This is a genomic window from Hydrogenophaga sp. GW101-3F08 (assembly GCF_059424585.1).
The window spans coordinates 1,055,881-1,070,812 of record NZ_JBWKZP010000001.1 but is presented as its reverse complement, the minus strand read 5'-3'; the positions used below and the strand labels follow the sequence as shown (position 1 = coordinate 1,070,812).

Genomic DNA, 14,932 nt, shown 5'->3' with positions numbered 1-14,932 from the left:
GGCGGATGGCTTTCAACCCAGGCTCAGTTCGGCCTTTGAGACCTTGCGGTAGAGCACGTACAGCACCATGGTGGCCGTCAGCAGCACGCCACCGAGCGCGCAGGCCATGCCCCAGTTGACTTCGACGTTGGTGTACTGCGCCACGTAGTAGCTCAGCATCTGGTCGCCCGGGCCACCGAGCAGGGCGGGGGTGACGTAGTAGCCGATGCTGGTGATGAAGACCAGCAGACCACCGGCGGCCACGCCGGGGTAGGTCTGCGGCAGGTAGACGCGGAAGAACGCCGCCAGCGGCGGGCTGCCCAGCGACACGGCGGCCCGCAGGTAGTTGGAGGGCACCGATTTCATGACGCTGTACAGCGGCAGGATGGCAAAGGGCAGCAGGATGTGCACCATGGCGACGATCACACCCAGGCGATTGAACAGCAGGGGAATGGGCGCATCGGTGGCGCCCAGCCAGATCAGGAACCGGTTGACCAGGCCGTTGTTCTGCAGCAGCACGATCCAGGCCGCGATGCGCACCAGCACCGAGGTCCAGAACGGCAGCAGCACCAGGATCAGCAGCACGTTGGCTTTGCGCTCGGAGAGCGTGGAGAGCCAGTAGGCGAGCGGGTAGGCCATCAACAGGGCGATCACCGTGACAATGGCGCTGATCTGGAAGGTGCGGCCCAGGATGTCGCTGAAGGCGGCTTCGCCGGCGCCCACGCGTTCGATGTCGCCTTGCGCGTTGCGCTTGAAGTCGATCGCGGTCAGCAGGTAGTCGGGTGTCCAGCGCGAGCTGTTCTTGGCGATGGTCTGCCAGTAGGGCAACTCTTCCCAGCGCGCGTCGTGTTCGATCAGTTTGGCGCGGGCTTCGTCGGGGCCCAGGTTGTCGCCCAGGGGCAGGGCGCGGTAGGTGCCCATGACCAGCGAGCGCGCGCCGGCCACTTCGCTGTTGAGGCGGCGGGCCAGCACGCCGGCCTGCGCGGTCTCTTCAATGGCCGAGAGGTCGGCCAGCACCGCTGCGAAGGCAGCGGCGGGGGGCGGGCTGTTGCGGTCCCAGTCGGCCAGCGCCTGCCCCGTGCGGGGCAGGGCGTCGGCCACTTCCGGGTTTTCAACCGCCCGCACGAGCAGTGACGCCAGCGGAACCAGAAAGAACACCAGCAAAAACGCCAGCAACGGCAGCGTGAGCGCCAGTGCGCGCAGCTTCTTGCGCCGATCGGCACGGCGCAACTGCCGGGCCAGGCTGCCGGTGCCGCCGGCCCCGGCGCTGCCGGGTGCCCCGAGGGACGCCGGCCCGGACGGGAGCGTGCCGGCCAATGGCTGGGTGGTTCCGCTGTTCGCCATCACTGCGCGGCCCAGGCGGAGAAGCGTTTCTCCAGGGCTTCACCCTGGTCGGCCCAGAAGCCGATGCCGAACTGCAGCGCGTCCTTGCTGTTGGCCGGCGAGGTGGGCAGCATGCCCAGCACCTTGGCGTCGAGCTTGGTCAGGGCCTTGTTGTTGGTCGGGCCGTAGCTGATGTTCTTGGCGTATTCGGCCTGCGCGTCGGGCGAGCTGGCCATGGCGATGAACTTCAGGGCGGCGTCCTTGTTGGGCGTGCCCTTGGGCATGACCCAGTAGTCCAGGTCGTAGATGCCGCCGGTCCAGGTGATCTTGAGGTTCTTGCCTTCGCGCTGGGCGGCGTCGATGCGGCCGTTGTAGGCGGTGGTCATGGCCACGTCGCCCGCGACCAGGAACTGCGGCGGCTGCGCGCCGGCTTCCCACCACTGGATGTTGGGCTTGAGCTCGGTCAGCTTCTTGAACGCGCGCTCGGCGCCTTCCTTGGTGGCCAGCACCTTGTAGACGTCGGCGGTCTTGACGCCGTCGGCCATCAGGGCGAATTCGAGGTTGTAGCGCGCGCCTTTGCGCATGCCGCGCTTGCCCGGGAATTTCTTCACGTCCCAGAAATCGGCCCAGGTGGTGGGCGCGGTCTTGAGCTTGTCGCCGTCGTAGGCCATCACGGTGGACCACACGAAGGTGCCCACGCCGCACTCGTGCACGGCGGCCTTCTGGAAGTCGGCCTTGTTGCCGACCTTGGCCCAGTCCATCTTCTCGAACAGGCCTTCGTCACAGCCGCGGCTCAGGTCCGGGCTCTCGACTTCGACCACGTCCCAGGTGACCTTCTTGGCCTCGACCATGGCCTTGATCTTGGCTTGTTCGCCGTTGTATTCCACCGGCACCACCTTGGCACCGGTTTTTTCGAAGGGCTCGAAATAGGCCTTCTTCTGGGCGGCACCGTTGGCGCCGCCGAAGTTCACTACGGTGAGCTGGCTTTGGGCGAAAGCGGGCAGGCTGGCCATCACGGCCACGGCCAACAGGACGGGTTTGAGTTTCATGGGGAGGATCTCCTGGGTTGAGGAACGGGTGAAGGAAAAGCAGGGGTGCACCGGAGCGTGTCTTCACTGGGGCAGCCGTGGAACCGGCTTCGCCGGGCCACAGGCTGCGTCCCCCAGGGGGGAAGACGCGAAGCGGCGCAGGGGGGTCATCGGTATATCCGCAGGTGCTCGGGTGGGATGTGCAGGCCAATCGATTGGCCCGGATCCATGTGGCCGACGTGCTGCAGCGGCACTTTGACGCTGATCTCGGGCTGCTGGGTGACCAGGCAGCGCAGGCGCAGGTGGTCGCCGAAATAGATCACGTCGCCCAGGGCCGCGTCGAGCCGGTTGCCGCTGGGGCCGCCGGCCCCGTTGAGCACCGCGATGCGCTCGGGGCGCACGCTGCATTGCACCGTCTCGCCGACCTGGGCCTGGTTGACGTTGATGCCGGTGAGCACGGTGCCGTCGCCCAGCTGCACGTCGCACTGCGCGCCCGAGGTCTGCAGCACCTTGGCGTCGAGCACCGAGTTGTCGCCCACGAAGCTGGCCACGAATCGGTTGGACGGGGTTTCGTAGAGCCGGTCCACCTGGTCGATCTGCTGGATCACGCCTTCGCTGAACACCGCCACGCGGTCGGACATGGTGAGCGCTTCCGACTGGTCGTGCGTGACGTAGACGAAGGTCACGCCCAGGCGGCGGTGCAGCGCCTTCAACTCCAGCTGCATGTGCTCGCGCAGCTGCTTGTCCAGTGCGCCCAGTGGCTCGTCCATCAGCACCAGCTGCGGGTCGAACACCAGGGCGCGGGCCAGCGCCACGCGCTGCTGCTGGCCACCCGAGAGCTGGCCGGGGTAGCGGCTGCCCATGTGGCCCATCTGCACCATGTCCAGCGCGCGCTTGACTTTGGCCTCACGCTCGTCCTTGCCCAGCTTGCGCACGGTCAGCGGGTAGGCGATGTTGTCGGCCACCGTCATGTGCGGGAACAGTGCGTAGTTCTGGAACACCATGCCGAAGTTGCGCTTGTGCGGCGGGGTGCGGGTGATCGGTACGCCGTTCAGGCTGATCTCGCCCGAGGTGGGCGACTCGAAGCCGGCCAGCATCATCAGCGTGGTGGTCTTGCCCGAGCCCGAGGGGCCGAGCAGCGAGAGGAACTCCCCCTTCTGGATCTCCAGATTCAGGTCGCGAACCACGAGGGTGTCGCCATCGTAGGTTTTTTGGACACCGGTGAAGGTGACGAGGGCTTGTGCGGATTCCATGCAGACAAACGCTTTCGCAGGTGACGATGGCGCGACTGTAATGCCCGTGACACGATGTCAACATATACAGATGTGCTGTGGCGCCGGCCCACTGTACAGCGACCGACTCCTGTACACAAAAACCCTTATGGTGCACTGCGGAAAACGGGCGCCCCAGGGTGGTGAGCCGGGCCCGGTTTTGGCCCCGTTTCGGCGCATTTCAGCCGCGCTCCAGGCGACATCTGGCGGGCCCGTGGCCACCTGCTAGCAACTTGCCCCCGGTACAGCGGGCAACTCAGGGCGTCGAACCGGCACCGGCGCGCCGGGCCGATCGTCGGCTCCCCACAACAACGGAACGTTCAGGCCATCGATCAGGGGGCTGGCACGATGTGGCGGTAGGCGTGCCAGGTGGCGTGGCCGATCACCGGGCCCACGATCAGCAGGCCGAGGAACACCGGCAGCATGGCCAGACCGATCAGCACCGTGATCAGCGCGCCCCAGATCAGCATGACGCCCGGGTTCTGCAGGCAGGCGCGGATGCTGGTGAGGCCGGCCGAGATCGCGTCGGTCTCGCGGTCCATGATCATCGGGATCGAGATCACGCTGGTGACGAAGATCAGGCCGGCGAAGATGCCGCCCACGATGGTGTAGGTGATCAGGAAGCCGAGGTTCTCCGGGTTGATGAGTTGCGGCAGCAGCTTCTCGGTCGAAGGCATGGTGTTGAAGGTGACGGCAAACACCACCAGCGAGGCCCGTCCCCAGAGCAGTTCGAGGATCAGCAACACGCCGGCGAAGATGCCCATGGTGCCCTTGGTCGGCCGCCACGCCAGCAGGGACGCGCGCAGCGAAGGCCGGTGGTCGTAAGTCTGCATGGCCTTGCTCGCGTCGTACAGGCCCAGGCACAGGAACGGCCCCATCAGCAGGAAGCCGGCGCTCAGCGCCAGCACATAGGCAGGGGCGTTCTGGAACACCGCCAGCAAGGCGTGGCCCATGGCGAAGAAGCACAGGCCGTAGAACAGACCGATGCGCGGGCAGCGCTGGAAGTCGGCCCAGCCCAGGCGAAGCCAGCGCACCGGGTCGGACGGGCTCAGGTCGGCCAGCGTCAGGGCGAAAACCGAGGGGCCGCGTTGTTCGGCGTTGGCAGGCTGCGCTGGTGGTGCGGCCTCGGGCGTGCCGGGCTCGGACGGGTCGTCGTGCGACGCGTCAGCGTGGATGGCTTCGGCCATGGCGGTCTCCTTCTGTCGGAGCAATATAGCCACCACCGCATGTGGCACGCACATGGTTTACCCGATACCCGTGAGGGTTGTGGGGATCGGGCCGCGGACCTGCCCGCCCGGGCCGGCGGGCGCGGTCTATCCGGGGGACGCGTGGGCGCCGCGCCCGCCGCGCGGGCGGTGCGCCGTGCTCACCGGCGGGGGCTCGCGGCGCATGTGCAGCGCCAGCGCCGCGTCCAGCGTCTGGGTGTGCTTGGCGAACCAGACCGCCAACTCGCCGGCCATCTCGCGCACCGGATCCATCTGGCCGGCCTGGGCCATCGCCAGGCCTTCGCGCAGCAGGTTGAGCACCACCCGGTGCTGCAGGATGTGGTTGTCGGCCGAGGCGAAGCCGGTGCGTTGCATCCATTCGTCCTCGCGGCCAAAGTGGCGCACCGTGTGGGCGACGACCGCGGCCCAGGTTTGCGGCAGTGCCGTGTCGGACGCGTTCTGCGCCGCCGCCAGAAGGTCCACGAACTCCCGGTGCACGGTGTCCATGGGCTCGTAATCCAGCAGCAGCGCATCGGACCATTCAACAGTGTTCATGACAGCCTCCAAATCCAATCTGTGGTCGAAAGCTTGACAGCACCCGCAGGGTGTGGATTTGATCCAGCGCAGGAATTGCACACGGTGGTGAACAGGCATTAACCGCCTGTTACGCCTGCCCCACGGAGCGGGGCCGCTGGCGGGCTGCCCGCTACACTGCCTGCCCATGACCAGCCAATTCCAGCCACCTTATGTGCCCCTGGCCGGGCTCGACCAGAGCCTGAAGACCCAAGGGTTTGCCCTGATCAGTGCCGCCGATGTGCGGCAGTGGCTGTCCGCCACGCCGGACGAACTGCAGGCGCTGCACAGTGGCTGGAACGATCTGCCGGCCGATGGCTACCTGAAGGACGGCGGGCACTACCGCCGGCGGCGCCACAGCTGTTTCGAGGTGCGGGGGGAACAGGTGCAGCAGGTGCCGCACCGCGCCCACTGGCAGCCGCTGGAATACAACGCCCTGCACGGCGGCATGCAGCGCCTGTTCGAGCCCATGGACCCGGCGCTGGTGGCGCGCCCGGTGTGGCCACGCTTGCTGGGGCGGGTGGGGGCGGTGGTCTCGGCCCTGCGCGGCGAGCAGCCCTGGTTCGTGGAGGCGCACACTTTTCGCATCGACACCACCGACGGCATCGGCCGGCCCACGCCGGAAGGCGCGCACCGCGACGGTGTGGACCTGGTGGCGGTGTTCATGCTGGAGCGCCACCTCATCAAGGGCGGCGAGAGCCGCGTGTTCGAGGCCAACGGGCCGGCCGGCCAGCGCTTCACGCTGCTCGAACCCTGGTCGCTGCTGCTGCTCGACGACCAGCGCGTCATCCACGAAAGCACCCCGATCCAGCCATTGCAGGCCGATGGCTTTGGCTGGCGCGACACCCTGGTGCTGACCTACCGCGCGGGCGGCTTCCAGGGCGACTGATCCCGGTGTTTATCGGTTGGCCTTCCAGGGGGGCTTACCTCCTGATTGCGTTCGGGAAATACAGGGCGGTCAGGCTGCGGCTGTGCACCGGCGAGAAGTTCTCGCCCACCGCGGCGGCGCCGCTGCCGTAGCGGCGCCATTCACGCACCCAGTACAGGTGGTCGCAGACTTCCATCAGGCCGATGGTTTCGCGGTCGCCGATCAGCACGCCGTGCGCGCGCAGCGCCAGCCGCTCCTTGGCCGCGCGCAGACGCTGCAGGGTGGCGGGCGTGACGCCGAACTCGCCGTCGCTCACGATCAGCAGGTCGGCTTCCTGCCAGCCGGCGGTCTGCACCAGTTCGATGGCGCGTTCGATGGGAGATTGCACGTCGGTGCCGCCGTCGAAGCTCTGGCCCATCAGGTCCAGCAGGTGTTCCAGCCCGGCGGCGTCGAGCGTGAGGTCGCGCTCCAGCAGCTCGCTGGGGCCGCCAAAGGCCAGCAGCCGGCAGGCGCGCTGGCCGGTGTGGGCGCTGCGCAGGGCCTGCAGCACGCAGGCCTTGGCCACGTTTTCCGGTGCGCCGCGCATCGAGCCCGAGGTGTCCAGGCAGACGATCAGCGGGCCACGCCCGGCGTGCGCCGCTTGTCGGCGCTGGGGCTGCGGTTCGGGGCGCGGCAGGGGGCGCGGGGAATGTTCGCGGGCGCGGTCGTCGTAGCTCAGCAACTGGGCTTCGGCAAAACGCGCGCGCCACAGTCGGTGCAGCACCGGGTGGGTGAGGTTCAGGCTTTCGCCGCCGGTCATGCGGGCGAGGTTGCGTGAGCGGCGCACGCCGTCCACCGCGGTGGGCTCGGGGCGGCGTTCTTCGTCGTCGGCGGGGCGCTGCGCGGCTTGCGCGTCGGGCGCCGGGTCGGGCCGGGCGGTGTGGGCCGGCGGGTGCCGGGGTTCGTACGCGCGCCGGCCCACGCCGTCGATGAACGCCGCCAGCGCCGGCAGACGCTGCAGCAGCTCGCCGATGCGGCGCGCTTCCTGCCACTCGCGCCGGTTGAGCTGGCCGGCCAGGTCGTCCCAGCGCAGGTGCGCCAGATCGCCCAGCGACTGCAGCAGCGCCAGCGCCTCGTCCCAGCCTTTGCGCTGCAGGTCCCAGCTCTCGCGGAACACCGCCTGCATGCGGGTGATGGCCTGTGCGCGGGGTTCGTCGGCGGGTCGGTCGATCAGGCTGTCCAAGTGCCACATCAGACTTTGCAGCAGCTGCCGGGTGAGCGGCGCGCTCTGGCGCGTGAGGGTGAGCAGATCGAGCTCGGTCAGCAGCGGGCGCAGCGCCTGGGTGGCGGCGGCGTCGCCGAAGTCGTGCGCCGCATCGGGCAGGGCGCCGTCCATCAGCGCACGCGCCCACTGCGCCAGCTCGGGGACGCGCCGCGCCGCGTGGCCGCTGCTGCACACCACGGCCCAGCGCCAGAGTTCGCGCGGCAGGGCGTCGAGGTGGTGGTAGGGCTGGTCGGGAAAGTTCTGCCCTTCGACAGGCACAGGGCGAACGGTGGGCGTTGGCGCGGTGTCGACCGATCCACTCGTTCGGGCCGAGCCTGTCGAAGCCTTCACGGGGATTCCCACTGTACCGGCGCCGGTGCCGATGATGGCGCGGCGGCATCCACCTCCACCGGCAAGGCCGCGAAGCCGTTGCGCGTGGACTGGTGCTGCGCGCACAGGCTGGCCAGGTGGCCGCAGCGCTCGGCGTGCACGGCCTCGATCTCCAGCAGCCAGGACGGTGGCAGCCAGGCGTGCGCGCGGGCCTGGGCCAGCACCTCGCGCGCCACCGCCAGCCACTCGCCGTGCAGTGCCATCAGCCGCTCCAGCAGTTCGTCGCACTGCGCCACACGCGCTTCGATGTGCACGGGGCTGTAGCGGCGCTGGGCGCGCTCGCTGGTGATGCGCAGCATCTCGCTTTCTTCGCCCGGCCGGCTGATGGCGCGCGCCAGTGCCAGCTTGCCCGCGCTGTCGTCCTGCGCGTCGGGCGGGGCGCGGCGCTCGGTGTCGAGCTGCTGTTCGAACGCCTGCACCGCGCGCTCCAGACCCTGCACGGCAATCGGTGCGGTCCGGGCCACGCTGTGCAGGAACAACCCGGTCCAGCCGGGCACCTGCGCCGGGTCGGCGGCCAGCACGAAGGGCAGCAGCCACAGGTCCCAGGGGCCGACCTCGCTGGCCTGGCGGCTCGCGGCCTGCAGCTGCAGCAGCGCGACCAACTGGCGCCAGCGCCGGTCGGACACGGTCTGCCCGCTCTCGCTGGCGTGTTGTCGGGCCTGCAGCAGCAGCGCCAGCGCGGCCTCCCCCAGCGGGACTTGCGGCGCACGCTCGCGCAGGGCGTCCACCACCGCAGGGTCGATCAGCGCATTGGCCGGGGTGCCGCCCGCGCCTGGCGCATCGGCCAGCAGCAGGGCGGTGAAATGCGCGTCGTCCACCGGCTGCACCGGCACGCGCAGCAGGAAGCGGTCGTAGAACGCGTGCAGGCTTTCGTCCTGCGGCACCTCGTTGCTGGCGCCCACCAGGCACACCAGCGGCACCGGCAGGCGCTGGCTGCCGTTGTCGAACTGGCGCTCATGCAGCAGGCCGAGCAGGGTGTTGAGGATGGCCGAGTTGGCCTTGAACACCTCGTCGAGAAACGCCACCTCGGCGCTCGGCAGGTAGCCCTCGGTCAGGCGCTCGTAGCGGTCCTCTTCGAGCGCGCGCAGCGACAACGGACCGAACAGCTCCTCGGGCACGGTGAAGCGGGTGAGCAGGCGCTCAAAGTAGTGCGCGCCGGGCAACAGGCGCTGCAGGCGGCGCGCGAGCTCGCTCTTGGCGGTGCCGGGCGGGCCCAGCAGCAGCACGTGCTCGCCCGCCAGCGCCGCCAGCAGCAGCGCACGGGCGGCCACGTCGCGCTGCAACAGGCCGCGCTCCAGTTCGTCCAGCATGGGCGCCCAGGTAGCGCCAGTGGTGTGTTCACTCGTCATTTGAAGCGGGTGCGAACGGTTTCACAAAAAACTCAGAGTGTCCGGAGCGCGTGCCCCACCCAGGATGCGGTGGAACCGGCTTTGCCGGGCCACTCGCATCGCCCCCCTCCGGGGGGTGACGCGAAGCGGCGCGGGGGGGGCGGGTGTTCACACCCGCTCGAACACCGCGGCGATACCCTGACCGCCACCGATGCACATCGTCACCAGCGCGTAGCGGCCGTTGATGCGCTGCAGCTCGTACAGCGCCTTCACGGTGATCAACGCGCCGGTGGCGCCGATGGGGTGGCCGAGTGAAATGCCCGAGCCGTTGGGGTTGACCTTGGCCGGGTCCAGGCCGAGGTCTCTGGACACGGCGCAGGCCTGGGCGGCGAAGGCTTCGTTGGCTTCGATCACGTCGAGGTCGTTGACGGTCAGGCCGGCCTTCTGCAGCGCCAGCTTCGAGGCCGGCACCGGGCCGATGCCCATGTACTTCGGGTCCACGCCGGCGTGGGCGTAGGCCACCAGTCGCGCCAGCGGCGCCAGGCCGCGCGCCTTGGCGGTGGCGGCCTCCATCAGCACCACGGCGGCGGCCGCGTCGTTGATGCCCGAGGCGTTGCCGGCGGTGACGGTGCCGTTTTCCTTCACGAACACCGGTTTGAGCTTGGCCAGTTCTTCCATGCCGCAGTTGGGGCGGAAGTGCTCGTCGGTGGCGTAGGCCACTTCACCCTTGCGGCTCTTGAGCATGACCGGAACGATCTGTTCCTTGAAGCGGCCTTCTTCGGTGGCGCGCTGGGCGCGGTTGTGGCTTTCCAGGGCCAGCTGGTCCTGGTCTTCGCGGCTGATGCCCCACTTGGCGGCGATGTTTTCGGCCGTCACGCCCATGTGGATGGTGTGGAACGGGTCGTGCAGCGCGCCGACCATCATGTCCACCATCTTGGTGTCGCCCATGCGGGCGCCCCAGCGCATGTTGAGCGAGGCAAACGGCGCGCGGCTCATGCACTCGGCGCCGCCACCAATGGCGATGTCGGCATCGCCCAGCAAGATGGACTGCGAGGCCGAGACGATGGCCTGCAGGCCCGAGCCGCAGAGGCGGTTGACGTTGAAGGCGGGCGTGCCTTCGGCGCAGCCGCCGTTGATGGCGGCCACGCGCGAGAGGTACATGTCCTTGGGTTCGGTGTTGACCACGTGGCCGAACACCACGTGGCCCACGTCCTTGCCGTCGAGCTGGGCGCGGGCCAGGGTTTCCTTGACGACCAGCGCGCCGAGTTCGGTGGGGGGCACGTCTTTCAGGCTGCCACCAAAGGTGCCAATGGCGGTGCGGGCGGCGCTGACGATGACGACTTCTCGGCTCATGGGGGTCTCCAGACAGGTTGGGATGGATGGTTCCGCTCGGGGCCGGGCGGCCACGCCACGGAAAACAACACATCGTACCCCCGCAGCTTCGATGCCAAAGGGCGTGCGCCGGGCTCAGTCGCGCACGTCGGCCACCGGCTGCTCGCCAAAGTCCGGCCGCTCCAGCCAGGCCAGCACGCGCGCGGCGGCGGCCTCGGGGGCGGCGAGCTGGCCCTGGCTTTGCAGTTCCACGAAACGCTGCCGGTCGGGGAAGGCGGTGGGGTCGCCCGCGCGCAGCTGCACCTGCATGTCGGTGTCGATCACGCCCGGTGCCAGCGACACCAGCCTGGCGCCGTGCGCGCGCCGGGCTTCGTCGAGCGCGCTGCAGCGGGTGAAGTGGTCCATGCCGGCCTTGGCCGCGCAGTAGGGCGCCTGGGCGGCCATGGGGGTTCGGCCCAGTCCCGACGAAATGTTGAGCACCTTGCGCGGGCCGCGCCAGCCCGCGTCCACCCAGGCGGCGGTCGCGGCCAGAAACGCCGCGGTGAGCTGCATCGGGGCTTCCAGTCCCACGCGCAGCGCGTTGGCCAGTTCGTCGGGCGGGCAGGCGTCGAGCGGGCCGATGCGCGGGATCACCCCGGCGTTGTTGATCAGCGTGGCGCTGGCCAGCGCAGGCGGTTGTTGGCTTTCGAGCCAGTGCCGCAGCCGCGCGGCCGCGGCGACGGTGTCGGCCAGGTCCTGCGACCATTGGAGCAAGCTGGCACCGTGCCGCGCGGCTTCGGACTCCAGCGCGGGCGCTGCGTGGCGCGAGATGCACAGCAGCAGGCGCCCGGGCGTGAGCAACTGGCGCGCCATGGCCAGACCCATGCCGCGCGAGGCGCCGGTGAGGATGGTGAGGTGTTGCGTGACTGGGTTCATGGCGGCTCCTGGGCTCAGAACGGACAGGGACATTCGAACCGCAGTGTCTCGCCCGTGACCGGGTGTGGCAACTCCAGCGCTTGCGCGTGCAGCAGCAGGCGGTTGGCCAGCGCCTCCTGGGCCGGGCTGGCGTAGAGCGGGTCGCCCACGATGGGGTGGCCAATGGCCTGCAGGTGCACACGCAGCTGGTGCGAACGGCCGGTGACGGGTTTGAGGTCCAGCCGGGTCATGTCCGGCCCGGGCGCGGGCGCCGCGGCCAGCCGCCAGTGTGTGATGCTGGGTTTGCCGAACTCGTGGTGCACGATGCTGCGCGGTCGGGCGAGCCAGTCCAGGATCAGGGGCAGGTCGATGGTGTTCCAGCCGTTGTCGGGCTGCGGGTTGTCTAGCGCGCCGACCACCACCGCCGTGTAGCGCTTGTGCACGCGGCGCTTTTCGAACGCCGTGCTCAGGGTGCGCTGGGCTTCGATGCCGCGCGCCATGACCACGATGCCGGAGGTGGCCATGTCCAGCCGGTGCACCACCAGGGCGTCGGGCCAGACCGCCTGGGCGCGGGTGCTCAGGCAGTCCTGTTTGTCCGGGCCGCGCCCGGGCACGCTCAGCAGGCCGGAGGGCTTGTCGAACACCAGCATCGCCTCGTCGGCGTACAGCGGGTTCAGGCCGTGGTCGTCCACCGCGCGGCCACCGGTCAGGGCGCGGGGCCGAGGGCCCGCGTCAGCTCGGCGGCGTCCAGGCTGCGCGCCGCGCCAAAGCCGGCCACCTGGCGGGCGCCGCTGGCGCGCAGGCGCACGAAGCGGAAGTCGCCGAGCGCGGTCATGGGTTCGGCGTCTGGGAAACGCGCCAGATAGACCGCGCGGCAGGCCAGCGCCTCGGGGCTGCCGGGTTCGGCCACGAGGGTGGTGGCGTCGAGCGTGACGCGCGGCAGGGCGTGCACCGATTCACCCGCCACCTCGGCCTGGCAGACCAGCAGCGACACGCGGGGCGAGCGCTGCAGGTTGCGGCTGTGCGCGGCCAGGCCGCTGACGTGGATCACCAGGCTGTGGTCGACCCGGTCCACCGCAAACGGGACCATGGAGACAAAGGGCGCACCGTGTTCGTCCAGCGTGCCGAGCGCGGCGGTGCGCTGGCTGGCCAGCAGTTCACGCAGGGCGCGGGTCAGGCTGTGTTCGGTGGCCATGGGGTGGGGGCGTGCTCAGCGCACGTCGATCACGGCGCGGCGGTTGCGGGGCTCGGCGACCTCGTCGTCGGTGGGCACCAGCGGTTCGCGCTCACCGCGGCCCACGGCCTCGATCAGGTCGGCCCGCAGGCCGCGCTCGATCAGTTGGTCGCGGATGGCCTGGGCGCGTTCCAACGAGAGCGCGTCGTTGGCTTCCAGCGGGCCCTGGCGGTCGGTGTGGCCGGTCACCACGATCTCGCCGCCGGGGCGGGCCTTGGCGCGGGCCACCACGTGGTCCAGCTGCGCCTGCGACTCGGGGGTGAGTTGCGGGGTGGCGGGCTCGAATTCCAGCACGAAGCGCTCGGGCGGCGGCGGCTGCAGCGCGATCAGGCGCGGGTAGGCTTCGCGCACCTTCTCGGCCGTGGTGGTGTCCACGCTGAGCGCACCGCGCGCGCCCACGTTGGCCACCTGGTAGGGGCGGTCGATCACCTGTTCGCCCCGGGCGGTGCTGACCGCCACCGCGCTGGGCGCGCCGTTGGCCTGGGGCAGCAGGATCACGCGCGTGGTCGGCGCGCAGGCCGACAGCACGCTGCCCAGCAGCATCGCGAGGAGGGCGGTGGATCGGTGGTGCAGCGGATGGCTGGATTGCATGGGGCTGGGGTTCGGGTGGTTCAGGGTTGCGCCGGGGCGTCCACGATGAAGTCGGTGCCGCGCACGCCCACCACCGAGGTGGGGGTGGTGATCTTGAACAGATCGGGGTTGATCTTGGCCAGCAGGCCGGTGACGACGCGGATCGAGCCCTGCAGCAGCTCCAGCGCGAGGTTGCCCGACTGGGTCGTGGGGTTGTACTGGAATTTGCTCAGTTCCACCAGGGTGTCGGGGCCCATGGTGACCACGGTGCCGTCCTTGAGGGTGATGGTGGCCGCGCCGGTCTTGCCGGTGCGCAGGCGCTCGGCCTCGTGCAGGCCGTCACCGGGCACGGGCGTGCGGCGCGCCTCGGCCGGGCCGACCCAGATCTCGCCTTCCACGTGTTTGAAGGTGCCCACACGGCCCGCGTTGACCGCCGCGGCCGGTGGCGGCTGCTGCGCCCCGGCCTGGGGCAGCACCGCCATCAGGAAGGCGGCCAGAAACAGGGAGAGGGGCGCACGCATGGAGAACTCCGGGGTGTACGAAACAACCCGCGATGGTACCGGACGGCGCTCGGCCGCGGCCCATGCGCGACGACGGGTGTCTCGATAGAATCCCCAGGGTCTACCCGCACCGTCGCGGCCCTTCGCCGCCCACGGCCGCCCACACCCTCCACCCACCCATGACCCTGCTGCTCGCGCCCATGGAAGGCCTGCTCGACGCGACCTTGCGCGACGTGCTCACGCGCACCGGTGGCATCGACCGCTGCGTGAGCGAGTTCATCCGCGTCACCCAGACCCTGCTGCCCGAGCGTGCGTTCCTGCGGGTGGTGCCCGAGCTGCTCAACGGCGGGCGCACCCGCGCGGGCGTGCCGGTGCGCCCGCAGTTGCTGGGGTCGGACCCGGCCTGCCTGGCCGAGAACGCGGCGCGGCTCGCGGGCCTGAGCCCGTTCGGTGTGGACCTCAATTTCGGCTGCCCGGCCAAGACGGTGAACCAGAGCCGGGGCGGCGCGGTGCTGCTGGACGAACCCGAGCTGATCGGCCGCATCGTGGCCGCCGTGCGCCGCGCGGTGCCGGCCCAGGTGCCGGTGTCGGCCAAGATGCGCCTGGGCTTCAACGACGACCACCGGGCCGAGGACTGCGCGCACGCCATCGCCGGAGCGGGGGCCGACGAACTGGTCATCCACGCCCGCACCAAGGCGCACGGCTACCGCCCACCCGCCTACTGGGAGCGCATCGCGCAGGTGCGGGCCTCGCTGCCGGCGGGCGCGCCCATCACCGTGATCGCCAACGGCGACATCTGGAACGTGGCCGATGCCGAACGCTGCCGCGCCGTCACCGGTTGCGACGCGCTCATGATCGGCCGCGGCATGGTGACCGACCCGGGCCTGGCGCTGGCCATCAAAGGGCTGGGCGGTGTGCCCTGGCAGCAGCTACCGCCGCTGCTGTTGGCATTCTGGCAACAGGTGAGCGTGCGCGTGGAGCGCCGCCACCGCGCCGGGCGGCTCAAACAGTGGCTCAACTACCTGCGCCAGCGTTACCCGCAGGCCCAGGACGCGTTCGACGAACTGCGCCTGGTGCACGACCCCGCCGCCATCGAGGCCTGGCTGCGGCAGGCGCAAATCCGCCCGCCTATTACCACAGAGCCGATCCCGGCGCTGGCAGCGGAGTTGGCGCAGCCGTGTTAACTTCCGGCCC

The 14,932-nt window shown here is 70.0% G+C and carries 15 protein-coding genes; 2 read left to right on the top strand and 13 right to left on the bottom strand.

Annotated features, from left to right (window positions below):
• Positions 1 to 12 precede the first annotated feature (12 nt).
• The 5 genes from AC07YZ_RS05295 to AC07YZ_RS05275 all read right to left on the bottom strand — a co-directional run bounded on the left by AC07YZ_RS05295 (position 13) and on the right by AC07YZ_RS05275 (position 5,361).
• The gene (locus tag AC07YZ_RS05295) at positions 13 to 1,323 is read right to left on the bottom strand and encodes an ABC transporter permease (protein ID WP_494793983.1); all 1,311 of its coding nucleotides are present in this window, start codon (positions 1,321 to 1,323) and stop codon (positions 13 to 15) included.
• Positions 1,323 to 2,351, bottom strand: a complete 1,029-nt coding sequence (locus tag AC07YZ_RS05290; protein WP_494793982.1) for an ABC transporter substrate-binding protein — start codon at positions 2,349 to 2,351, stop codon at positions 1,323 to 1,325. Before AC07YZ_RS05290 ends, AC07YZ_RS05295 begins: the two co-directional genes overlap by 1 nt.
• A 146-nt stretch (positions 2,352 to 2,497) precedes the next feature.
• Positions 2,498 to 3,583 (bottom strand): ABC transporter ATP-binding protein, encoded by a 1,086-nt coding sequence (locus tag AC07YZ_RS05285; RefSeq protein WP_494793981.1) that lies wholly within the window; start codon positions 3,581 to 3,583, stop codon positions 2,498 to 2,500.
• A 350-nt stretch (positions 3,584 to 3,933) separates the two neighbouring features.
• Entirely contained in the window at positions 3,934 to 4,788 is an 855-nt protein-coding gene (locus AC07YZ_RS05280) for a DUF2189 domain-containing protein (protein WP_226492456.1), read from the bottom strand.
• 126 nt (positions 4,789 to 4,914) lie between these two features.
• Complete coding sequence (locus AC07YZ_RS05275; protein WP_494793980.1) at positions 4,915 to 5,361, bottom strand: bacteriohemerythrin; 447 nt, start codon at positions 5,359 to 5,361, stop codon at positions 4,915 to 4,917.
• A gap of 166 nt (positions 5,362 to 5,527) precedes the next feature.
• Between AC07YZ_RS05275 and AC07YZ_RS05270 the strand changes: the two genes are divergently transcribed.
• Entirely contained in the window at positions 5,528 to 6,268 is a 741-nt protein-coding gene (locus AC07YZ_RS05270) for a 2OG-Fe dioxygenase family protein (RefSeq protein WP_494793979.1), read from the top strand.
• Between the two features lie 34 nt (positions 6,269 to 6,302).
• On the opposite strand, the gene AC07YZ_RS05265 is transcribed toward AC07YZ_RS05270, so the two are convergent.
• The 8 genes from AC07YZ_RS05265 to AC07YZ_RS05230 all read right to left on the bottom strand — a co-directional run bounded on the left by AC07YZ_RS05265 (position 6,303) and on the right by AC07YZ_RS05230 (position 13,759).
• Positions 6,303 to 7,841 (bottom strand): VWA domain-containing protein, encoded by a 1,539-nt coding sequence (locus AC07YZ_RS05265; protein ID WP_494793978.1) that lies wholly within the window; start codon positions 7,839 to 7,841, stop codon positions 6,303 to 6,305.
• Complete coding sequence (locus tag AC07YZ_RS05260) at positions 7,838 to 9,229, bottom strand: AAA family ATPase (RefSeq protein ID WP_494793977.1); 1,392 nt, start codon at positions 9,227 to 9,229, stop codon at positions 7,838 to 7,840. The genes AC07YZ_RS05265 and AC07YZ_RS05260 overlap by 4 nt, the downstream gene beginning before the upstream one ends.
• A 147-nt stretch (positions 9,230 to 9,376) precedes the next feature.
• A complete protein-coding gene (bktB, locus tag AC07YZ_RS05255) occupies positions 9,377 to 10,561 on the bottom strand; it encodes a beta-ketothiolase BktB (RefSeq protein WP_226492461.1) in 1,185 nt (394 codons plus the stop codon).
• Positions 10,562 to 10,675: 114 nt separating this feature from the next.
• On the bottom strand, positions 10,676 to 11,455 hold the full coding sequence (locus AC07YZ_RS05250) for an SDR family NAD(P)-dependent oxidoreductase (RefSeq protein ID WP_494793976.1): 780 nt from the start codon (positions 11,453 to 11,455) through the stop codon (positions 10,676 to 10,678).
• 14 nt (positions 11,456 to 11,469) lie between these two features.
• Positions 11,470 to 12,084, bottom strand: a complete 615-nt coding sequence (locus AC07YZ_RS05245; protein WP_494794039.1) for an RluA family pseudouridine synthase — start codon at positions 12,082 to 12,084, stop codon at positions 11,470 to 11,472.
• A 56-nt stretch (positions 12,085 to 12,140) separates the two neighbouring features.
• The gene (locus tag AC07YZ_RS05240; RefSeq protein WP_494793975.1) at positions 12,141 to 12,629 is read right to left on the bottom strand and encodes a HugZ family pyridoxamine 5'-phosphate oxidase; all 489 of its coding nucleotides are present in this window, start codon (positions 12,627 to 12,629) and stop codon (positions 12,141 to 12,143) included.
• Positions 12,630 to 12,644: 15 nt separating this feature from the next.
• A complete protein-coding gene (locus tag AC07YZ_RS05235) occupies positions 12,645 to 13,259 on the bottom strand; it encodes an OmpA family protein (protein WP_226492464.1) in 615 nt (204 codons plus the stop codon).
• A gap of 20 nt (positions 13,260 to 13,279) precedes the next feature.
• Positions 13,280 to 13,759 carry a FecR family protein gene (locus tag AC07YZ_RS05230; protein WP_494793974.1) on the bottom strand — a complete coding sequence of 160 codons (480 nt, stop codon included), beginning with the start codon at positions 13,757 to 13,759 and terminating at the stop codon, positions 13,280 to 13,282.
• A 158-nt stretch (positions 13,760 to 13,917) separates the two neighbouring features.
• Between AC07YZ_RS05230 and AC07YZ_RS05225 the strand changes: the two genes are divergently transcribed.
• Positions 13,918 to 14,922, top strand: coding sequence for a tRNA dihydrouridine synthase (locus AC07YZ_RS05225; RefSeq protein ID WP_494793973.1), 1,005 nt, complete (start codon positions 13,918 to 13,920; stop codon positions 14,920 to 14,922).
• Positions 14,923 to 14,932: the final 10 nt, after the last annotated feature.

Coding starts and splice junctions, on each gene's coding strand:
- AC07YZ_RS05225 (WP_494793973.1), top strand. CDS start 13,918: ATGACCCTGCTGCTCGCGCCCATGGAAGGCCTGCTCGACGCGACCTTG.
- AC07YZ_RS05285 (WP_494793981.1), bottom strand. CDS start 3,583: ATGGAATCCGCACAAGCCCTCGTCACCTTCACCGGTGTCCAAAAAACC.
- AC07YZ_RS05260 (WP_494793977.1), bottom strand. CDS start 9,229: ATGACGAGTGAACACACCACTGGCGCTACCTGGGCGCCCATGCTGGAC.
- AC07YZ_RS05245 (WP_494794039.1), bottom strand. CDS start 12,084: ATGCTGGTGTTCGACAAGCCCTCCGGCCTGCTGAGCGTGCCCGGGCGC.
- AC07YZ_RS05295 (WP_494793983.1), bottom strand. CDS start 1,323: ATGGCGAACAGCGGAACCACCCAGCCATTGGCCGGCACGCTCCCGTCC.
- AC07YZ_RS05270 (WP_494793979.1), top strand. CDS start 5,528: ATGACCAGCCAATTCCAGCCACCTTATGTGCCCCTGGCCGGGCTCGAC.
- AC07YZ_RS05250 (WP_494793976.1), bottom strand. CDS start 11,455: ATGAACCCAGTCACGCAACACCTCACCATCCTCACCGGCGCCTCGCGC.
- AC07YZ_RS05235 (WP_226492464.1), bottom strand. CDS start 13,259: ATGCAATCCAGCCATCCGCTGCACCACCGATCCACCGCCCTCCTCGCG.
- AC07YZ_RS05240 (WP_494793975.1), bottom strand. CDS start 12,629: ATGGCCACCGAACACAGCCTGACCCGCGCCCTGCGTGAACTGCTGGCC.
- AC07YZ_RS05275 (WP_494793980.1), bottom strand. CDS start 5,361: ATGAACACTGTTGAATGGTCCGATGCGCTGCTGCTGGATTACGAGCCC.
- AC07YZ_RS05280 (WP_226492456.1), bottom strand. CDS start 4,788: ATGGCCGAAGCCATCCACGCTGACGCGTCGCACGACGACCCGTCCGAG.
- bktB (WP_226492461.1), bottom strand. CDS start 10,561: ATGAGCCGAGAAGTCGTCATCGTCAGCGCCGCCCGCACCGCCATTGGC.
- AC07YZ_RS05230 (WP_494793974.1), bottom strand. CDS start 13,759: ATGCGTGCGCCCCTCTCCCTGTTTCTGGCCGCCTTCCTGATGGCGGTG.
- AC07YZ_RS05290 (WP_494793982.1), bottom strand. CDS start 2,351: ATGAAACTCAAACCCGTCCTGTTGGCCGTGGCCGTGATGGCCAGCCTG.